This is a genomic window from Celeribacter sp. (genome assembly GCF_048259695.1).
Taxonomy (GTDB): domain Bacteria; phylum Pseudomonadota; class Alphaproteobacteria; order Rhodobacterales; family Rhodobacteraceae; genus Celeribacter.
Genome location: NZ_JBLXHL010000001.1, coordinates 592,546 through 612,216 on the forward strand (window position 1 = coordinate 592,546; position 19,671 = coordinate 612,216).

Here is a 19,671-nt window from a genome sequence, read left to right on the forward strand (position 1 = left end):
TATGAAATAAAATAGGAATTGACTCATATCGCATTAGCGTGATCGTTTCCAAACGGTCAGCGGCTAGCGGTCATAGTGTTCCTAGGCCCGCGACAGAAAACAGTGCCGGTTCCATCAAGGACGGCTCGAATGGAAATGGGGCTGATCGCTCAAACACACTTGCCACGATAAAGGCCGCATTTCGGCCCGGCAAGCGCGATCATCACCTCATCAACGGAAATCAATAACTCGAAAGTCAGCACTTTCGAGACGGGAGGAAATATGTCTTATCCACTGGATTGGGACACATCGCTCGGTGAGCAAGAGAAACGGCCTGCCTTACAGGTGGGTCCAGTTTATGGTGTCCTGCCCTACAATGGATACCGCAACCCGTTAACCCGCAGTTCGACAACTCACCGAATTTCGATGACCATTGGCACGCCGGCCACACGAGGGCAGCGTAAGATCTTTCATTTTGATGGCGAGCGCGAGATGGCGGTAGCGCTCGAGGCGCTCCTTTCACCTGAGCTGCACCATCTGGAAGTTCAGCTGCCACCGGTCGAGTACCGTGGCTGGAATGGCAGGTTGAGGAAGCATAGCTTCGATCTTCGTATCACTTTCCGCGACAAATTTCGCCGGGCGGTATTTGTGCGAAATGGGACAAGCTTAAAGAAACAGAGGACCCTAGACGAAATTGAAGCGATCTTTGCAGCGACTCCGAAGTCCTTCGCCGATGATAAAATCGTCGTAAATGGAGACGACTACACGCAAGGTTATCGGGATAATCTGCTTCGGATTTGGTCGGCAACGGAGTCCGAGAACCCTGATCTCGACGCCTATGTTCTGGATCGTGCGCGCAATACGTCTTTTTGGCTTATGCAAGATCTGATCTCACAGTGCGACCATCTTCAAGGTGAAACGACTGACGCGATCTTCAGGCTGATTGGCCAGGGTCGCCTTGGTGTCAATCGTCACACTGTCATCTGCAAAAACTCCCGGATTTGGCTAACCTAATGCCTTCGAAGCCGGTCTATAAGGTCCCTCTGGGTTCGGAACTTATCCTAGATCAGCACCGCTGGCGTGTGATCGGAAAAGACCGCGACGGCTATGCTGTTGAAGGGATTGATGACGGTGAGTGTTTGACACTAACGTTCGAACGCGTTGATGCAGCGTTAGCCGCGAACGATGCGCAGCTCATCACACCGAAAATGGCCGAAAACAAGCGGCGGCTTCTTGAGTTCACAGGTGGCTTCGAGCGGGTCGAACAGCTTCCGGAGGCTGAGCAGAGGGACATCCGCGCGCGCCTTGCATTAATCCGCGCCATGGAAGAACTCGAAACTGAAGGCACCAAACTCACGCACAGGTATCTCAGCCGCGGCTCAGTGCGACAGCGTCTGCGCCAATTGGCTATCGATCTTGCTGAAGACAAGCACTTATTCCATGATGTTCATATTGGGAGCGCGTCTCAGCCACATGTCTTGCCCCAAGGGCGGAAGCTCCAAGAAATGTGGAAAACGTTTCTTTCATTTGATCGAAATCCAGTGGTCCTCATGCGTAGGCACCACAAAAAAGGATGGGAAAAAGGTCGGGGCCGTCTCTGCTTGGTTGGTGAGCGCTTCATCGATTATGTGCTGAATCTGTTTCTGAGAGAGACTCAAGCTAAACTGTCATTAATTTATGAAGGCGCATGCTCGGAGTTCAAAGTTCCGGAAGATGCACGGCTATTCGGGTTTAAGTTCCCCTCTTTGACGACTGTGAAAAACCGGGCTGCGGCAATCAGTAAAGTTATCACTGAGATCGGGCGGAACGGTCCTCGGTATAGTCAGAATAAATATGGCGCCGGCTCCACAAACATTCGTGCTGTAAAATACGGTGAGACATGCGCGACCGATCAAGCCTACCTTTCCATCTTTACGGACGCGAAGGGTGCGATACGCGTACAGGAGATCGATCCGAAATTGGAGGGCACCCCAATCGACGAGGCAAAGGGAGAGATCCGTCGGCTGTGGCTCTACTTCATGATCGATGTTGCGACTCGGATGCCGCTTGCTTGGCTGCTTTCAGAAACAGCGGATGGTGATCATCAGAAAAAGCTGCTTCGAATGGCAATGCGGGATAAGACGCGCGAAAAGGTCCGCTACGGATGTGAACATGACCCAGCACCGCCCGTCAAACTCGCACTTGTGAAATCCGACAATGGCACCGCAGCGCGCAACGCTGACATCTATGGTAGCCAATTGGGTATGGGAACAGTCGTCTTAACCGGACGCGCATATAACTCCGTGGACAATAGTTACGCAGAACGGCCTTTTGGCACCCTTCAGTGGAAGGTTCTGAATTTCTTGTCTGGGTACGTTGGTAGCCGCCCTGGCGAACTTAACGGCTACGACGGACAAAAGAACGCAACAATAACGCCTGAAAAACTTATGGAATTCATTACACGTTTTTGGATTGATGAATATCCCCACAGCTCTCATCAAGGCACTGGAATGAACACGGCTACGCCGCAGCAGAAGCTTGATCAAATCATTGAAGCTTATAACGGTATTGAACCTCCTGACTCTGAAATGCTTCGCTTACATCTCGGCGAGAAGGCGGTCGCCACGACGACATCAGAAGGCGTCAAAATCTTCAACATTCCCTACAACTCGACGGAGCTGCAAGAATTTGCAGGAGGTGCGCCTAAAAAGGTCACCGTATTCCTGAACCCGGATGATCTCCGGTTTGTGAGCATTCTAAACCAAGAAAACGCGGACGTGATCACTGCAGATTTGAGGATGACCACATTCGCTGACCTAACGCTTGAAGAAGCGATTACGGATATGCGCTCCGCTATCGAGGATAATCCAGAAAAGCGTGCCTTGCATGAAGAGCACCTGCGCAAAGCGCGCGCCCGCCGCATCAGAGAATCTGGCTTCTTTCCAGATTCCAATTTGCCTTCGTCATACACAAGGATCGACGAACTTCGTAAGCAGGCTGATCAGATGGCGCATGTCGAGTATATTCCGATGTCTCGCACAGGCCCAACCACGGCTCCCGGAAACATTATGCACCGTGACACTGATGGGTCAGCTAAGACTGTGAGGTCTCCGATCGGGCAAGTTCCGAGCCCCTCCACCCAAGTTTCACAAGAGCTGGCTTCAGAAAGCCCTATCGACAAAGAGCAAGCACAGGCGACGTCAACTGAGACTACCCGCACTTTCAAACCGATCACAAAGAGCAAATTATGAACGAATTCGTCATTCCATCCGTTCGCGCGACAGCAACAGGCACCATTGATCGGGTCTTCCCGTTTGAGAGGGCCGTACGGCTCAAGAGTGAGTTCGCTCGCGTTTTCAGCCATCACCTTGGCTGTCTTGAAAGCGGATCTCGGTTTGAGACCGAAAGTCTCCTGGTTACTGGGCAGTCTGGCAGCGGAAAGACTAAGGAAATCGAGGAGCTTTTGAAGCGGTTCAATGCCGGTAATATTCGGCTACCGACGGGACAGCCGGCAAGGTTTGCCGAATGCATGCTCAAAGGAACGCTGGGCTGGAAGGACCTGGGTCGAAACTCTATGCGGGCCATCGGGTTTCCCTTGTCCGATAGGGCACGTCTTACACAAATAGAGATCTGGGAGCGCGTCGTAACAGAAGCAAAATTGGCCGGGGTCGTGGGCATTCATTATGATGAAGCTCAGCATATCTTCCGCAAGAAGAATGAAACCGATCGCCTCGCCATTCTCGATTCGTTCAAGACCCTCATGAAGTCGCATGACTGGCCGCTCATGCTCATCTTTTCCGGCGTGCCAGAGCTTGACGGGTATCTGCGGGAGGAGCCTCAGCTCTATCGGTTGCTCAACCGTATTAAGTTTAATGACGTCTCACTGCCTGACGACTTTGATACGGTCCATGAAATCGTCGGCAGCTATGCTTTAAGCTCCAAACTCGAATTGGACGCTGGCATCCCGACCGAGGACTTCTATCACCGCCTCGTCGTTGCCGGTGCATATCGGTGGGGATTAGTTATCAAATTAACCATTAAAGCAATTGGGGTTGCACGCGTTAAAGGCGCTAGCGCACTGAACATTGGCCACTTCATTGACGCGTGGGTAAATAAGACAGAGTCAAATCCAGCGGCAACACCATTTACCCACTCTGGGTATGACACCATGTTCCGGAAGGACCACCCTTACTTAGAAGCCCTGAACGACTAGATCCAAAATCACTTGGAGTACACGAAGAGGCCCGCGTTTCTAACGCGGGCCTCTTCGTGTTTCATCCTAATGGCTTTGATCAAAAAAACTTCTAAAATTTTTTGCGCGTGTTATTGGTTTCTTGCGCCCACTATTGGTTTTTTGCCGATTCATAGAATCACGTATCACACTGAAAGTATTGCGTTTTTATGTGCCTCACGAATCACGTTTTGTTCTTCTTGCGCGCACTTCTGGTTTCGTTGGCAATATGACTGCGCACGGCGGCGGTTTGGCCGCTGTTCACCCGTTTCAACGCATTATCGCGTGTTTGTCGTTGAAGTTTTGTGGCATTTGTCCGATGCAGGACCATCACTTCGGGTGACGCCACCCATCCGGCGCCTGTCATACCTCTTGTTTGCGACCGCAGATAATCGTGTGTGTCGCGCCCCGATCACGTATTCGAGGGACACGATGCACAAAGAGCCAGAGACAAAATCCACGAGCACACGCGACACAGCTCCTGATCCGCGACCCGTCCGGATTGTCAAACGGACGGTGTTGATCCTGTTGGGACCGCCCTATTTTCTGGTGATCGCCTTTGCGCCGTTGCTATGTGCGCGGCGGCGCGGGTTTCGCGGGTGGTACTGGCGCCTTGTCAAACGCGCCTGTTCGCGCCTATTGTGGCTATTGAGCATCCGCGCCGACATCTCCGATGCGGACAAACGCGCACTCGGGTCCGACACCGACAGCATTATCGTGATCAACCACCGCAGCCATCTGGACGGGTTCACATTGATGGATGCGATCCCTGACACGAAATGGTTCACCTTTGCCGCCAAGAAAGAGCTGTTTGAAAGCCCGTTGTTGCGCACGGGGTTTCACGGCGCGGGTCTGGTCCAGATCGACCGCAAAAGCGGTAAGGTGGCGATGGAAACGCTGACGGCAGCGGTGCGTGACATGCCGCGCCGCCAATCGGTGGTTCTGTTTCCCGAAGGCACACGAACAGGCACACAATCGTTGGGCGAATTCAAAGCCGGCGCTGTTGTCGTGGCCCGCGAGACAGGCCGGACCATCCGCCCGATTGTGATCCGTGACTCCGACCGCCTCCTGCCGCGTCGCAAATTCAGCCCCAAAAGCGGGACAATACGGATCGACGTGATGGAGCCGTTTGTGTGCGATTTGAACGCCTCGGTGGATGAGGATGTCGCCCGTTTGCGTGCAACGATGATGGCGGTGTTCGACCAGACCTGACGAGGCGGGTCTACCGCGCCCCCTTCCCGAATGTGGCCCGCCATTTTTCAACAAAGCTTGCGCGGCGGTGCTGATCCATCGCCACAAGCAAGGTCAGATCAATCGGGATAAAACGTTGGGCGCTTTGCGGCAAAGCCGAGGTGACCCCGCCGTGATGTTGCACCAGATTGCTTTTCGCCAGAATGCCTTGTCCCGCGGGTGACAACAGAAAATCCAGAAATTGCGCGGCCTGTTCCTTATGTTTGGCCGCCCTTGGGATCATCAGGGCCCGCGATAAAAACAGCGTGTAATCTTTGGGGTAAATGACACCGAGGTTCTTATGCGGCACAGAGGCGACGTAGGAGCCCAACACATTGTAGGCAATGAGATACTCACCGCGCTCCACACTCTTGATAATCTCCGCCGAACAACAGGTCGCAACGGCATCGACCCGCGAAAACCCTTCCAGTAGCCCGCCAAATGTTGTGGCTTCCTGACTGTCCATAAAGGCGAACAAAAACCCGAGGCCCGAGCGTTCAACATCATATGTCGCGATACGCCCGCGGTATCGCGATGACTCTCGGCGCATCAGATCCAACAGGGCAAACCGCGTGCGCGGCGCCTCCGCATCCGGGACCAGGGCCGTGTTGTAGATGATCACAGCCGCCTCTTGCGTGATGCCCCATAGCTCGTCGCGCCACTGTCGCGCCGATGGAAGAGCGGTGGTGTGGGCCGACACATACGGGCTTGCGCACGCGCGGTTGACCAGATCGACCATCTGGTGGACGCCCGAGGAAATCACCACATCCGCAGCGGGCGCACCACCATCACAGGCGGTACGGCTATCACGGTAAAGCGCATTGGATCCCCATTGTTCATAGGTAATGGCCACACGCGGGTTGGCCGCGACAAAGGCGTTCAGCGCGGGTGCCAGAATGGCAATATCCGTGGTCGAACGCACGAGCAATTCCGTGCTTGTTAGCGTATTCGGAAATGCGAATTGTGCAATCGCCTCTTGCGCTGCGACGGGCGCCGTCCAAAGGCACAGCGACGCGAATGCGCCCTGTATAAAGTGGGAAAATCGTGACCGGATCATGCCGTCACCACCTCTTTTTGTTGCGGCAAACTCAAGGTCACACGAAACCCCGCATCCGTTTGGCCCATCTGGACCTCACCCGCAAAGGCCTGTGCCACCGCGCGCACAATCGACAGGCCCAACCCCGCGCTATTGCCGGTGGAGGCCGCAGAGCGTTCAAACCGTTCCCCGATTTTATCCAGAATATCAGGCGGCGGACCACTGCCCGCGTCCTCGACCCATATCGCGCTGCGACCCTGTACGCAGGAGGTGCCGATAACCACGGGCGAAATCCCGTGGCGCAGCGCATTGGCGAGCATGTTTTTCACCGCCTCGCTCAATGAAATGTCATCGGCCATCACCATCACCGGCGCATTGCCGATGCGCAGCTCCACCACCGCGTCCGGTGCCAGGACCTCGTGGTCGCGATCCTCCAACACCTTAAGCGCGATGTCGCGTAAATCCACGGATGCAGGCGGCGCATTGTCGGCGCGGTGAATAACCAAAGCCCGCGACAGCATTTGATCGAGCAGCGTCCCGAGCGAGCGCGTGCGCCGCACCAGACGGTCCAACCGTTGCGGCAAGTGGTCCCTGTCATCCTCGATCGCCAGTTCGGCCTGCGCACAGATCGCCGCAACGGGCGTGCGCAATTGGTGCGCCGTGTCGGAAATCAGATGTCGCATCGCCCCCACCTGTCGGTCGAGCCGCTGCATAAAACGGTTCATCGCATGGACCATCACCGCCACCTCCGCCGGCCCATCGGCAGGCATCGGCGTCAGATCATAGGGGTCGCGGTCCAATAGGTCCTGTGTCATCCGTTCAAGCGGGCGCATGGCGGAACGGATCACAAAGAAGGCGCTGAGAATAAGCGCAAGCCCCCCGAACCCCGTCACGATCGCGGCCCCTTTGGTCAGGCTGACCGCCATCGCGTTACGGGCGCGGAGCGTTTGCCCCACCGTGACAAACACATTGCCCGAAAAATCACGCTCCGAAAACCGCCGCACAACGGTCACAAACCGGGCCGCCTCGCCGTGGATTTTCGTATCGAAGAAAAAGGGCTGCATCAGTGAACGCGCATCGCCAATACGCTCTTTCGCCTCCTCATGCCCCGTTAGCAACACCCCCTCGGGACCGCGCACGGAATAGGACACGCGATCCTCATCGGCAAAGGCCAAAAGACCAAAGGCGGAGACCGGAATATCCGCAACAGGCACGCCCTCGACCACATTAACCGATTCGGCAATGTCGCTCGCCGCCCCGACCAAAAGGCGGTCGAACGATTGGCGGGCTGCGTTTTTTCCGTAGGCAAACGACGCAAGCATCACCACGACGCCGCCCATCGCAAGCAGGGACAAAACACCGCCCATAACCCGCGACAACAGCGTGCGTTGCGGCGTAAATTCGGACGCGGGAACAGCGGGTGATTCAGCCATCGTTGGTGATCCGGTAGCCAAGGCCGCGCTGCGTTTCAATGCCCACGGTGGAGGCCATCAGTTTTTTGCGCAGCCGCGCAATATAGAGCTCGATTGCATTCAATCCGACATCCGCATCCTCAAAGGCAAAGAGCCCGTCGTACAGACGTTGCTTGCTCAATAACGCGCCCTGACTGCGCAGCAAAAGCCCCAGAAGCGTGGCCTCGCGACGGGTCAGGTCAAGCGGCTCCCCGCCCAGTGTCGCGGTCAACACCGCAGGCGAAAACGTCAATGGACCAAAGGAGATAGCATCGGATTTCTGATCGGATTCGCGGCGCACAAGGGCGCGCAGCCGTGCCTCGAGTTCCCGCTGATCGAACGGCTTCACGAGGTAATCATCCGCCCCGAGATCAAGTGCCGACACGCGGTCATCCACCGAGAACAACGCGGTGAGCATCAAGACCGGCGTGCGGTCCCCGCGCTGGCGCATATCGTGGAGCAATTCGGTGCCGTTGCGATCGGGGAGATTGATGTCGAGCACAATCGCATCATAGCGCTGCACGGCGAGAAAATCCTCCGCCGCGTCACAGCTTTCCGCGAGATCACAGGCCATACCCGTTTTGCCCAACCGAATGGCCACGGCCTCGGCCACATCGGCGGCGTCCTCGACGATCAGAATACGCATGGTCCCTCCTCCCCCTGTCGGCGTTTCAACCGTGACAGGTTCACGACAGCTTTGCCGTTTACACTTCTCTCATAGCAATTCGCGAGGAGACCGCAAACCTGTGGTGCGAAAGCTTCGGACATCGGGCGGCCATACAGCCCGAGGTAAAAACATATGTGGAGGAAAATACACATGATCATCAAGGCAACCCGCCTCACTGTCGCCGCAGCTTTGCTTGGCGCATCCACCTTTGGCGCGCTCGCCGAGGGTTTCACCCCCGAGAACCCCGAGTGCATCGCACCCGCAAACCCCGGTGGCGGTTGGGACTTCACTTGCCGTCAGGTTGGCAAATCGTTGCAAGACCTCGGTCTGCTCGACAAGACCGTGCAGGTCGTGAACCTCGCCGGTGGCGGCGGTGGTGTGGCCTTTGCCGAAGTTGTGAACAAGCGTAGCGATGACAACGACCTGATCGTCGCCGCCTCTGCGGCCACCGCGACCCGTTTGGCGCAAGGTGCCTATCCTGGCAACTCTATGGACGAAGTGCGTTGGCTCGCCTCCATCGGTGCGGACTACGGCGTGATCGCTGTGGCCGCCGATAGCGAGATTGCGGATTTGCCCGCGCTGCTCGACATCATCAAAGCCGATCCGACCACAGTCTCCGTCGCAGGCGGATCTGCCGTTGGCGGTTGGGATCACCTCAAAGTCCTTATCGCGGCAAATGCATACGGCATCGACGATGTGCGCTCCGTGAAATACATCGCGTTTGACGGTGGTGGCGAGGCTGTCACACAGCTTCTCGCAGGCTCGGTTCAGGCCTTCACCGGCGATATTTCCGAGGCCAAAGGCTTCGTGGACAGCGGCGACATTCGCGTTCTGGCCGTCCTTTCGCCCGAGCGTCTTGACGGTGAGTTTGCGAACTTCCCGACGGCCAAAGAGCAAGGCGTTGACGCCATCGGCGCAAACTGGCGCGGGTTCTACGCACCCGGCGGCATGAGCGACGAGGCCTATGATGCATGGGTTGGCAAAATCGGCGACCTCTATGCGACACCCGAGTGGAAAGAAACCATGGCAAACAACGGCATGGCCCCTCTCGACCTGCAAGGCGCGGAATTCGAAGCCTTTGTGGCCAACAGCGTTGCCCAGATCCAGAACATCTCGAAAGAGATCGGCATCATCAAGTAAGCGGTGTGAACGTCGCTTGAATGAGGGCGCTGCATGTATGTGCAGCGCCCGAATTTTAAGGGCCACGCCTCGCACTGTTCCCTAAAAAGGATTTTCCCATGAGTGATCGTATTTTTGGTGTTGTTGGCCTCCTTATCGCGATCGGCTTTGCCTTTGCCGCCCTCGCAATCGAGGAAAGCTTTCTCTCCGATGCGGTAGGTCCCAAAGCCTTCCCGATAATCATTGCGGCCGTTCTCGGCCTCAGCTCCATAGCTATCGCACTTAAACCCGATAGCGCCCCCGAATGGCCAAATCTTGGCCGCCTTGCCGAACTGCTCGCGGCGGTCGTGGTTATGGTACTCTACGCCGAACTTTTGCCCGTCCTCGGGTTCGTCTTTGCCACCGCGTTTGCCGCCGCCTACCTCACGTGGCGTTTGGGCTCGGGATTGGTCGCAACCGTCCTCACGGGCATCGGCACCTCCGTCGGCATTTACGTCATCTTCCACCTCGTGCTCGGCCTGTCGCTCGCGCGCGGCCCACTCGGGTTTTAAAGGAGAACACCCATGGACACTTTATCGTCTCTTGCGGACGGGTTTGCCATCGCACTGACATGGCAAAACATCCTTCTCGCCCTGTTGGGCTGTTTTCTGGGGACCATCATGGGCGCCCTGCCCGGCCTTGGCCCGTCAAACGGCGTGGCAATCCTGATCCCGCTCGCCTTTACACTCGGGCTTGGCGCGACACCCTCGCTGATCTTGCTCACCTCGGTCTACTATGGTGCGATGTACGGGGGGCGGATTTCGTCGATCCTGCTCAATATTCCGGGCGATGAGCCCGCGATGATGACCTGTCTCGACGGCTACCCGATGGCGCAAAAAGGCATGGCAGGCCAAGCGCTGTCCCTCTCCGGCATTGCCTCTTTCGTGGGCGCGTTTTTCGCCACATGGGGTCTGATTTTCCTCGCGCCGCAACTCGTGAAAATCGCGCTGTTGTTCGGCCCTGCGGAATATTTTGCGCTCTTCGCCTTGGCCTTTATGACCCTTGGCGGCGTGTCCTCCACCAACCAGGCCAAATCGGCCTTTGCCGCCGCTCTCGGGCTTGGGCTTGCGATGATTGGCGTCGACACCCAGACGGGTGTACCGCGCTTTACCTTTGGCGAAGTGCATCTCTATGACGGTCTCGATTTCCTTGTGGCAATCGTCGGCCTGTTTGCCCTCTCCGAAGTGTTCATCTTTCTGGAGCACCGCCACGGCGATGCGGATGGTTCGGCGGACAAGATCAAGGTGGGTCGCCTGACCCCACCGGTATCGATGCTCAAGAAAACCACACCAACCATGATCCGTTCCACGGTCCTCGGCTTTCTCGCGGGTGTTCTGCCCGGCGCGGGTGCGTCCCTTGGCTCCTTTATCGCCTACTCGTTCGAAAAACGGCTTGTCGACAAAGACGGCAAAACCTTTGGCAAGGGCGACCCGCGTGGTGTCGCCGCCCCCGAAGCGGGCAACAACGCCGCAGCAGGCGGGGCCTTGGTGCCGATGTTGGCGCTCGGTGTTCCGGGCTCTGGCACCACGGCCGTTCTTTTGGCCGTGCTACTGTCGCTCAACATCACACCCGGTCCGCTGCTGTTCAGCCAGAACCCCGATGTGGTTTGGGGGCTGATCGCCGCGCTGTTCATTGCCAACTTTATGCTTCTGGCCATGAACATCCCGATGGTCGGCCTGTTCACCCGCGTGCTGATGGTGCCGCCGCGCATCTTGATGCCTGTCGTTGCCATGGTGTCCTTTGTCGGCATCTACGGCATCTCGGGGTCGTCGTTTGACCTGCTCGTTATGATCGGCTTTGGCGTCATGGGGTGGGTTCTACGCAAATTCGATGTGCCACTGGTTCCGATCATTCTCGGCACCTTGTTGGGCAATTCGATGGAGAACAACCTGCGTCGTGCGATTACCATCGACAACGGCGACTGGATGACCCTAATCGACAGCCCGCTGTCGATCACGCTGTGGGTCATTGCCATTGTCGGGTTCATCTTGCCACTCATCATCGGCCGCAAAGTGAAAGCCCAAATGCAGGCCCGTGCCGACGACGAAGGCGCGTTGCGCGACTAAGGCCGCCAAAACGAAATGAGGGCGCGGTGGCGCGGGACACTTCCCGACCATCGCGCCCTTTTGTATGCGCCACCCCTCACACACAGGCGCGGTGGTTTATTTGGAGACCGTCAGACCCAACATGGTCCACCCCTGCATCCCCGCACGATAATAATAGATTTTCTCCGCAGGATAGCCCGCTTCGATCATGCGGCGGGCGGCGGTGGGCGACTGGCCACACCACGGACCATTGCAATACAGCGCGACGGATTTCACGTCGTCGCCATCGCAAATGTAGCCCTCGAAATCAGGTTCACAGCCCAATTCGCCCAACCTGTCGGCGGCTTCTGTATAGGGAATATTGATCGCGCCCGGGATGGCCCCCGCGGCAAAGTTCGAGCGCACACGACCATCAACCACAACCACATCCGGATCGTTCAAAAAGCCGAGCATCTCCAATTCGCCCACGGGGGTCACACCCTCGGCCGGCACCATCGGCTGGATGCAAAAGCTTGGACACGGGCGGGCGATTTGGGCGAAATCGCCCTCGATCACCGCCGCATTATCCTGAACGCGCGAGATCTCCACCGGACCTGTGGCGGTTTCAACCGTTACGCTCATCATATCTTTTGTGATGCCCACCGGATCGGCGCTTGCCGTGCCTGCGGCCACAATCATAAGAACAGCAAATACGCGCATCAGAAAATTCCCTGTACATCGTACATGACCGGTTCAAAGGTCTTGCACATATTGTTGATCTCGCGATTGCGGGTGCGCATCTCGTCGGTGCGCAACATGGCTTGGTAGTCTTCGCGCTTTTGCCACTGTGAATAATTGGCAATCCGCGTTTGCGCGTCATTCATATGCAACGCCGCAGAAATAAATCCCGGCTGCTTTGAAATGCATGCCGCATAGGCGGCCTGAAGCGCCTCCATCAGATCAAGCGCCGATGCAGGTGATGTCTCGAACGTGGTCAGAACGGTTTGAATGTTAGCGTCTTGGGTAATGTGTGGCATGTGGCCCTCCCTAAAACTGTCGCGCGGTCCTCAAAGCGTAGCACGCACAACGGCACCTGTCAGCGGGCGCGATGCCGTGTGCCGACAAATGTGATTCCCTAATGTCGCGTCAAACGCGGTTCTCCGCCGACCGCCCCACGGTTGCGGCCAAGGGCATTTACCAAAAAAATCCGGATATGCTCCGCGAACCCACCGCACCGCCGCCACACTTCCGCCACATTCCACCCCGACTCGCCCCGCCTGTTGCCACAATTGACGCTATATTTTTCATTAACCATAACAATGACTTGCGCGAAGACAAACGGAGATGCTTAAAATTGTTCCGACCGATGGAACGGCCTGTTGACCGGCGCCGCCATCCCCTCTTTCGCGTGCAAAATGCCGCTTGATATGTCCAGAACGGATCACCACCGCCGTTGCGGCCCACCTGAAAAGGATATTGATCATGCGCGTGCTCCTCGCAGAAACAAACTGGAATGCTATGACCGCCGGTGCGGGCCTTTGTGAAGCGGGGCTGCTTGTCACCCGTGTCAACAACGGCACCGAACTGCTTGAGTTTGCCAAGTTTGGCGAGCAAAGCGCCATTGTGTTCGACCTCGACGTTCCGGACATGGACGGTCACAAATTGCTGTCCGATTTACGCGAACGCCACCCGTTGATGCCGATCTATGTCCTGTCGCAGAGCGAAGAATGGGACGCGCGCAGCCGCGCCTACGCATTGGGCGCGGACGTCGTCATGACGGGCAAGGTCGACCCCGATTACCTTGCGGCCCAAATCAAAGCGGCCGTGCGCCGCACTTCGGGCTATTCATCCGCACTGCTTCAGGTGGGGCCGATGGTTCTCGACACCGACCTCAACCGCGCAAGCATCGACGGGGCAACCCTGCACCTGACGCGCAAGGAATACGAAATCCTCGAAATGCTGGTCCTGAACCGCGAACGTCTGGTCACACGCGAGGCCTTTATGGCGCATCTTTATGCCTGGGACGACGAACCCGATGCGCGGATTATCAACGTCTACCTGTCGCGCATCCGGCAACAAATCGAGGTCTGTGGCGGGGACGCCAATATGTTGGAAACCGTCTGGGGCCTTGGCTATCGCATTTCCGCGCAGGCCCGCCCACAAGGCGTTGCAGCCTAACACAGGAGGAGGCCTCGCGGGCTTGAACCGGGCGGCGAATGGCGTAAGGTGCGGCCATGACACAGGCCCGACCATCCCCGATCCGCCCGACAGATGACACCGCCCGCGCGGTGGCACGCGACCTCATTGCGGGCGCCCGCATTGCCGCCCTCGGGGTGGTCGACCCCGACACCGGCGCACCCCATGTGACCCGCATCGCCTTTGGACGCGGCGATGACGGCTCCTTGCTCACCTTGATCTCTGATCTGTCCGCACACGCCATCCGGCTCAAGGCATCTCCCGTGTGTTCGCTCCTGATCGGGGAAGCCCCCGCCAAGGGCGACCCGCTCGCCTTTACACGCCTGACACTTGCGGCCACGGCACAGGTCGTCCCAAAGGAGGCCGCCACGCGCGCCGCATGGCTAAGCCATCACCCGAAATCCCAACTCTATATCGACTTTGCAGATTTCAATTTCGTTCGGTTCACGCCCCTCTCCGCCGATCTCAACGGCGGGTTTGGCAAGGCCTACACCCTGAGCGCCGACGATCTCACACCGTGATGCACAAAGGCCGAACCGCTTACGCGATCCGGCCCTTGGCAAACAGGTTTCAGACCCCTTGATCAGATCGGACGATCCATCCGGACCGACATCTGGACCGTGCCGCGTGTCGCTTGCGGAAAGGTCAACCGGATCTGGTTCGAGTTCGAGCCATAGTTCGGCGTGACATAGGGCATCGCAGAGGCCGTCTGTCCGCCACTATCGGTCAACTCACCATTAAACACGATGCTCTCGACTGTGCGGGCCCAACCGCCAAACGGCAGGTATTCGGACGGATCAAGCACCCAGTTGCTCGACGCCGTAGCCTGCGTGAAGTCGAGCGACACAGGGTTGAACGTAAGCTCCGAAATACCGTTAAACGTATTGCCCTCGAACACGATGTTACGCATCCGGCCGTAATCAAGATCGGCAAAGGTGGTGTCCACGCGGTCAATACGGTCCAGAAAGCCGTTGATCGCCTTGAACGTGTTGCCCTGCACCGACATGCCATTGATAAAGTGGCCGTCACCGCGCGGCGTGAACACGATAAACGAGAACCACGATGCGGCATCCGTCGCCACAAAGATGTTGCCGGTAATCGTCAAGCCACCGAACGAGAACTCGGAATTGAAATCCGGATCAATGTCATGTTCGTTCGTCATCTCGATAAAACAGTTATCGATATAGTTGCCCGTGATGATAGATTTGACGTTCATCGCGGTGAACACCAGACCCGCCACGCGAGGGCTATCCGTGTTGTAGTCGCCCTGGAACCAGTGGTTGCCAACAAACAGGTTCCCCGTCCCCGCAAGCACCGCCGTATGCCCGAACAACACAAAGCGGTTGTTGCGCACTTTGGGGTCGTTGGCGTTGACGTTGAACGCAATCGAGGTGCGTTGATCGGCGTCGACACCGCCCTCGTTGGACACGAACTGACAGCCATCGATCGTCAGGTTCTGACAGGCCCGCCCGATCGAGGTGATCCCGCGTTGTAGGGGCGATTTGATATGGCTGTCTTTAAAGGCGAACGAAATGCCTTCCGGTGCCAACATAATGCCTGAGGCATGGCCATTGCACAGGAATTCCACCTCAATGATTTCAAGCTGCGACAGCTTGGTGAATCCGGAGAAATCGAGCACGTATTTGTTGCGCGTAAAGGTATAGGTCTGGTTGGCGTTGGCATCCCAAAGCGGCAGGCTCAACTCCAGTTTTTGCGCACCCACATTGACCGATTTGACATAGACCTCACGGCCCACGCCATTGCCCGTGACGAGGCTGCCGACCTGAATATTGGCGATATTGGCCACATTGGTCAGCTCGAACTCGTTGGCCGTATTATAGCTTGCCTGCGATGTGACCGTCTCGGCGTCCCAATTGCTCGAGGATTGAACGTTGAACTGGCCGTTGTAGATTTTGCGACGGGTGGCAAAGGTGTCTTTATTGCCAACCACCGCATGCATATCAATCGGAGCATCGATTTCGATACGCCGTCCACACAGATCAAGCGCCTCGTGGTCGGTGAAGTTCAACAGGGCCTGGAACGCCTTCTTGAACGCCAAGACCTCATCCCCGAACGCATCGATATAGGAGTTAAGGTCGTAGCCACGGCGCAGCGCCAGAAACTTGTCGTCCGGCTGTGTCACAAAACCCTCAAAGACCGGCTCATGCACAAGGCTGAGGTTCTGTGTGAGGTGATAGGTGCCAACCGGAACCAAAACCTTGCGCCCGTTCGCCGCATTGTCTGCGGCCTCGAATGCAGCGGAACAATCCGTAACACCATCGCCAACCGCACCATAATCGCGCACGTCAATCGACCCCGTGCTGTCGGCAAAGAAGAACGACGAAACATCCTCGATCCGCAGATCGTCAATGCGCACCGTGCCGCCATTGGCCCCCGTCAAATCAAGACCGAAATGCCCGTAAACAGCCTCCAGCCCCCACGGCATATCCACACCGTTTCGCGATCCGGAGCCGACGATAGCGGACACCTCGACGACCTCGCCATAGGCCGTCAACGCCACTTCGCTTCCCTCTTCGGTCAGGCCCGTGACATGGCTATCGGAACTGTTTCCGGCCCACCCCGCAATGCGCACATTGGGAAGGTTGCCCGAGACGGCCTTGATCCGCGCGGTGATGCGCAAATACATTCCGGGCAACAAAGGCGTCTCGCCCATGTAACGCAGCTTGGTTGTGGTGGACTGTTTGACGATCTCAAGCGCGCCGCCGAAATCACCATCCGCAGGGACAAAGGCCGCGTTTCCCGCGCCATCGTAGGTTGCCGATCCCGGCGTCCCGTTCTCACTGGACCATACGTCCAATCCGCTTGAAAATGCCGGCGGCATTAGCGCCAGCCCGTCTGTAATGGCCTTGTTCATCCGAACCCCTTTCGACTCCATTAGATGCCATGGGCGCCCAAGTTTCACGGTTTACCCACGAGACTCGGGGCACATGTCCCAAGATGCGAAAGAGATAGCTGATCGGGTTTACGCGGCCCTTATAGGGGCGAGCGCCCCACCCCGAACGGACGCAACACCACGGAAAAATCAGACCGCCGCATCGGGCATCTCCACGGGGCGCACCCCGTTGATTTTCCATCCGTCACCGGCCCGGATCATATCGTATTCAAAGGCTTGCGTCGCACCATCGACATCGGTGACCACCACGGTTTGGCGCACCCTCCCGTCACGCTCGATGCGCCCCGCAAAGCGCACGCCCGCGTTGTTCCATATGGGCGGATACCCCATCTCGACCATCGCGGCAAAATTGCGCGGGTCGAAAAACTGTTCGTGAATCATCGGACTGGCCTGATCCCATGCCGTGATCATATCGCGGATGGCAAAGGCGTCGAGTTGTCGCTCGATCACATCGGTCACCGCATCGGCGGATGCGACCAATGGCGCAAGCCCCATCATGGCGGCAGCAATTGTCATGCGTTTGAACATTAAAAAACCCTCCGTGTGCTACGGAATATACGTAGCGCCACGAAGGGTTGGATCAAACAGGCTTGGCTCGGACGGCGTGTCGCGCCTCAGGAAAGCTCGCCCGCAAGCCCTTTTTCGATCAGGACAATACTGTCTTCAACGCCGTAAAGCGCCATGAACGACCCGAACCGTGGGCCTTGGGATTGCCCCAAGAGCACTTCGTAAAGTGCCTTGAACCACTCGCGCAGGTTCGCGAAACCGTGGTTTGTGCCAACCGCGAAGACCACCGTTTGCAAGAAATCACCATCCGTGAAATCAACCTCTGGAAGGGCCTCGTCCGATCCTGCGGCTGCGTTCTTTTTCGCGATCTCGGCCAAAGCGGCCTCGGGGGATTTGAGCGCTGCGGCCAGATCCGCCATCGCCGCACGTTCGGCGTCGGTCGCGGCACGAAATGTCTTTTCGGGCTTCACGAAATCCGTGTAGTAGCGCACCGCATACCCCGCCGCCGCATCCAGTTGCGGGTTGGTCTCGGGCGAGGCCTCGGGCGCATAGCGTTGGATATAGCCCCAAAGCTGCTCTTTCTGCGCCGCCCCTGCGACAGACGCAAGGTTGAGCAGCATCGAGAACGGCACCACCATATCGGACACAGGCACATCCGAACCGTGGATGTGGTACACGGGGTTGGCCACCTGTTGCGCCACGTCTTGTGTCGCATAGGCGCGCAACTGTTGGTGGTACTCGTCCATCGCCCGCGGGATCACATCGAAATGCATCCGCTTTGCGGTCTTGGGCTTTTGGAACATGAAATAGCTCAGGCTCTCGGTCGAGGCATAGGACAGCCACTCGTCAATCGACAGACCGTTGCCCTTGGTCTTCGAAATTTTCTCGCCTTGCGCATCGAGAAACAGCTCATAGGTGTAGTTCTCGGGACGCTGACCGCCCAAGATGTCACAGATGCGGCCATAAATCGGCGCGTTGGTCGAGTGGTCTTTGCCGAACATCTCGAAATCCACACCAAGCGCGGCCCAACGTGCGCCGAAATCGGGCTTCCACTGCAATTTCACATTGCCGCCCGTCACGGGCAGGGTCCATTCGCGGCCATCCTCGTCGTCAAACGTGATGGTGTAGTCCTCGCGATTGACCGATTTCATCGGCACGTACAACACGCGACCGGTTTCGGGATGGATCGGCAGAAAGATGGAATAGGTCGCCGCGCGCTCTTCGCGCAGGGATTTCAACATCACCTTCATCACGTCATCGTATTTGTCGACGGCGCGTTTAAGCACCTCGTCGAACTTGCCCGATTTGTAATAGTCGGTCGCGGAATAGAATTCGTAATCGAACCCGAACGTGTCGAGGAACCGTTTGAGCATATCATTGTTATGATCGCCAAAGCTGTCATGCGTGCCAAAGGGGTCGGGTACGGAGGTCAGCGGCTTTTGCGCATGCTCGGCCAACATCTCCTGATTGGGAACGTTGGAGGGGACTTTGCGCATCCCGTCCATGTCATCGGAAAAACAAATGAGGCGCGTCGGCACATCCGAAATCACCTCGAACGCGCGGCGGATCATCGTTGTGCGCAAAACCTCGCCAAAGGTGCCAAGGTGCGGCAAACCAGAGGGGCCATAGCCCGTCTCGAAGAGCACATAGCCCTTCTTGTCCTTGGATTGCTCATACCGTTTGAGAACTTTACGCGCCTCGTCAAAGGGCCACGCTTTCGAGTTCATACCAGCGTCACGCAGGTCAGACATATCAAGCAATCCTTGTTTCTCGCACGGGACCACCCCGCAGCCTTCGTCTCCTATTGCTCATGGGCGGCTAGGTCAATAATGTCTGAGGTTCAAACAACCTGTAAAGGACCGAAAATGGCCGATCTTCCCTATTCCCTCACGCCACAAGACTGTCTTGTGGCCACCATGATCGCCGTTTCCTTGTCCGACGAGAATATGCGCACCTCGGAACTTGTGACGATTGAAACCATCGTCAACCACTTGCCGATCTTTGCCGATTTCGACCCCGACCGCATCAAAACGGTGTCCTCGGTGGTGTTCGATCTGTTTGGCGAGGAGGATGGACTGGACGCCCTGTTCGGCCTGATCCGCGAAAACCTGCCGCAGCCCCTGTTCGAGACCGCTTATGCGCTGGCCTGTGATGTGGCCGCCGCCGATGGCCACACCTATGAGGCCGAGCTACAGATGTTGGCCGAAATCCGCTACGAGTTGTCGATTGACCGTTTGCACGCCGCCGCGATTGAACGTGGGGCGCGCGCCCGCTACGCCACTTTGCCAAGCGAATAACA

General features: G+C 57.2%; 19 protein-coding genes. 10 read left to right on the forward strand and 9 right to left on the reverse strand.

The features are described from left to right. The first annotated feature begins 261 nt into the window (after positions 1-261). From ACN0Q0_RS02840 to ACN0Q0_RS02855, 4 genes are all read left to right on the forward strand, one after another. Positions 262-993, forward strand: a complete 732-nt coding sequence (locus ACN0Q0_RS02840) for a hypothetical protein (RefSeq protein ID WP_417241834.1) — start codon at positions 262-264, stop codon at positions 991-993. Next, on the forward strand, positions 981-3,209 hold the full coding sequence (locus ACN0Q0_RS02845; RefSeq protein ID WP_417241835.1) for a Mu transposase C-terminal domain-containing protein: 2,229 nt from the start codon (positions 981-983) through the stop codon (positions 3,207-3,209). Before ACN0Q0_RS02840 ends, ACN0Q0_RS02845 begins: the two co-directional genes overlap by 13 nt. Next, on the forward strand, positions 3,206-4,171 hold the full coding sequence (locus ACN0Q0_RS02850) for an ATP-binding protein (protein WP_417241836.1): 966 nt from the start codon (positions 3,206-3,208) through the stop codon (positions 4,169-4,171). Before ACN0Q0_RS02845 ends, ACN0Q0_RS02850 begins: the two co-directional genes overlap by 4 nt. A gap of 450 nt (positions 4,172-4,621) precedes the next feature. After that, complete coding sequence (locus tag ACN0Q0_RS02855; RefSeq protein WP_417241837.1) at positions 4,622-5,401, forward strand: lysophospholipid acyltransferase family protein; 780 nt, start codon at positions 4,622-4,624, stop codon at positions 5,399-5,401. A 10-nt stretch (positions 5,402-5,411) separates the two neighbouring features. On the opposite strand, the gene ACN0Q0_RS02860 is transcribed toward ACN0Q0_RS02855, so the two are convergent. The 3 genes from ACN0Q0_RS02860 to ACN0Q0_RS02870 are packed head-to-tail and all read right to left on the reverse strand — an operon-like array spanning position 5,412 to position 8,552. Next, positions 5,412-6,476 (reverse strand): ABC transporter substrate-binding protein, encoded by a 1,065-nt coding sequence (locus tag ACN0Q0_RS02860; protein ID WP_417241838.1) that lies wholly within the window; start codon positions 6,474-6,476, stop codon positions 5,412-5,414. Then, positions 6,473-7,888: a sensor histidine kinase gene (locus ACN0Q0_RS02865; protein WP_417241839.1), complete on the reverse strand. Its 1,416-nt coding sequence runs from the start codon at positions 7,886-7,888 to the stop codon at positions 6,473-6,475. The genes ACN0Q0_RS02860 and ACN0Q0_RS02865 overlap by 4 nt, the downstream gene beginning before the upstream one ends. Continuing rightward, complete coding sequence (locus ACN0Q0_RS02870) at positions 7,881-8,552, reverse strand: response regulator (RefSeq protein WP_417241840.1); 672 nt, start codon at positions 8,550-8,552, stop codon at positions 7,881-7,883. Before ACN0Q0_RS02870 ends, ACN0Q0_RS02865 begins: the two co-directional genes overlap by 8 nt. Positions 8,553-8,723: 171 nt before the next feature. On the opposite strand from ACN0Q0_RS02870, the gene ACN0Q0_RS02875 reads away from it, so the two are divergent. The 3 genes from ACN0Q0_RS02875 (at position 8,724) to ACN0Q0_RS02885 (ending at position 11,797) form a co-directional block, all read left to right on the forward strand. Beyond that, entirely contained in the window at positions 8,724-9,713 is a 990-nt protein-coding gene (locus tag ACN0Q0_RS02875) for a Bug family tripartite tricarboxylate transporter substrate binding protein (protein WP_417241841.1), read from the forward strand. Positions 9,714-9,811: 98 nt separating this feature from the next. Next, entirely contained in the window at positions 9,812-10,243 is a 432-nt protein-coding gene (locus tag ACN0Q0_RS02880; protein WP_417241842.1) for a tripartite tricarboxylate transporter TctB family protein, read from the forward strand. Positions 10,244-10,255: 12 nt separating this feature from the next. Next, positions 10,256-11,797 carry a tripartite tricarboxylate transporter permease gene (locus ACN0Q0_RS02885; protein WP_417241843.1) on the forward strand — a complete coding sequence of 514 codons (1,542 nt, stop codon included), beginning with the start codon at positions 10,256-10,258 and terminating at the stop codon, positions 11,795-11,797. Between the two features lie 96 nt (positions 11,798-11,893). On the opposite strand, the gene ACN0Q0_RS02890 is transcribed toward ACN0Q0_RS02885, so the two are convergent. From ACN0Q0_RS02890 to ACN0Q0_RS02900, 3 genes are all read right to left on the reverse strand, one after another. After that, positions 11,894-12,475, reverse strand: coding sequence for a rhodanese-like domain-containing protein (locus ACN0Q0_RS02890; RefSeq protein WP_417241844.1), 582 nt, complete (start codon positions 12,473-12,475; stop codon positions 11,894-11,896). Next, a complete protein-coding gene (locus tag ACN0Q0_RS02895; RefSeq protein ID WP_417241845.1) occupies positions 12,475-12,792 on the reverse strand; it encodes an antibiotic biosynthesis monooxygenase family protein in 318 nt (105 codons plus the stop codon). Before ACN0Q0_RS02895 ends, ACN0Q0_RS02890 begins: the two co-directional genes overlap by 1 nt. A 270-nt stretch (positions 12,793-13,062) precedes the next feature. Next, entirely contained in the window at positions 13,063-13,239 is a 177-nt protein-coding gene (locus tag ACN0Q0_RS02900) for a hypothetical protein (RefSeq protein WP_417241846.1), read from the reverse strand. Here ACN0Q0_RS02900 and ACN0Q0_RS02905 point away from each other — a divergent pair. Continuing rightward, entirely contained in the window at positions 13,238-13,933 is a 696-nt protein-coding gene (locus ACN0Q0_RS02905; RefSeq protein WP_417241847.1) for a response regulator transcription factor, read from the forward strand. The two genes, ACN0Q0_RS02900 and ACN0Q0_RS02905, sit on opposite strands and share 2 nt — an antisense overlap. A gap of 56 nt (positions 13,934-13,989) precedes the next feature. Continuing rightward, entirely contained in the window at positions 13,990-14,472 is a 483-nt protein-coding gene (locus ACN0Q0_RS02910; RefSeq protein ID WP_417241848.1) for a HugZ family protein, read from the forward strand. 62 nt (positions 14,473-14,534) lie between these two features. Here the strand turns inward: ACN0Q0_RS02910 and ACN0Q0_RS02915 are convergent, their stop codons facing one another. From ACN0Q0_RS02915 to ACN0Q0_RS02925, 3 genes are all read right to left on the reverse strand, one after another. Next, on the reverse strand, positions 14,535-16,826 hold the full coding sequence (locus ACN0Q0_RS02915; RefSeq protein ID WP_417241849.1) for a right-handed parallel beta-helix repeat-containing protein: 2,292 nt from the start codon (positions 16,824-16,826) through the stop codon (positions 14,535-14,537). Between the two features lie 168 nt (positions 16,827-16,994). Continuing rightward, complete coding sequence (locus ACN0Q0_RS02920) at positions 16,995-17,393, reverse strand: DUF4864 domain-containing protein (RefSeq protein ID WP_417241850.1); 399 nt, start codon at positions 17,391-17,393, stop codon at positions 16,995-16,997. An 86-nt stretch (positions 17,394-17,479) separates the two neighbouring features. Further along, entirely contained in the window at positions 17,480-19,123 is a 1,644-nt protein-coding gene (locus ACN0Q0_RS02925) for a lysine--tRNA ligase (protein WP_417241851.1), read from the reverse strand. A gap of 114 nt (positions 19,124-19,237) precedes the next feature. Between ACN0Q0_RS02925 and ACN0Q0_RS02930 the strand changes: the two genes are divergently transcribed. Next, positions 19,238-19,669: a tellurite resistance TerB family protein gene (locus ACN0Q0_RS02930; protein ID WP_417241852.1), complete on the forward strand. Its 432-nt coding sequence runs from the start codon at positions 19,238-19,240 to the stop codon at positions 19,667-19,669. The last annotated feature ends 2 nt before the right edge of the window (positions 19,670-19,671 follow it).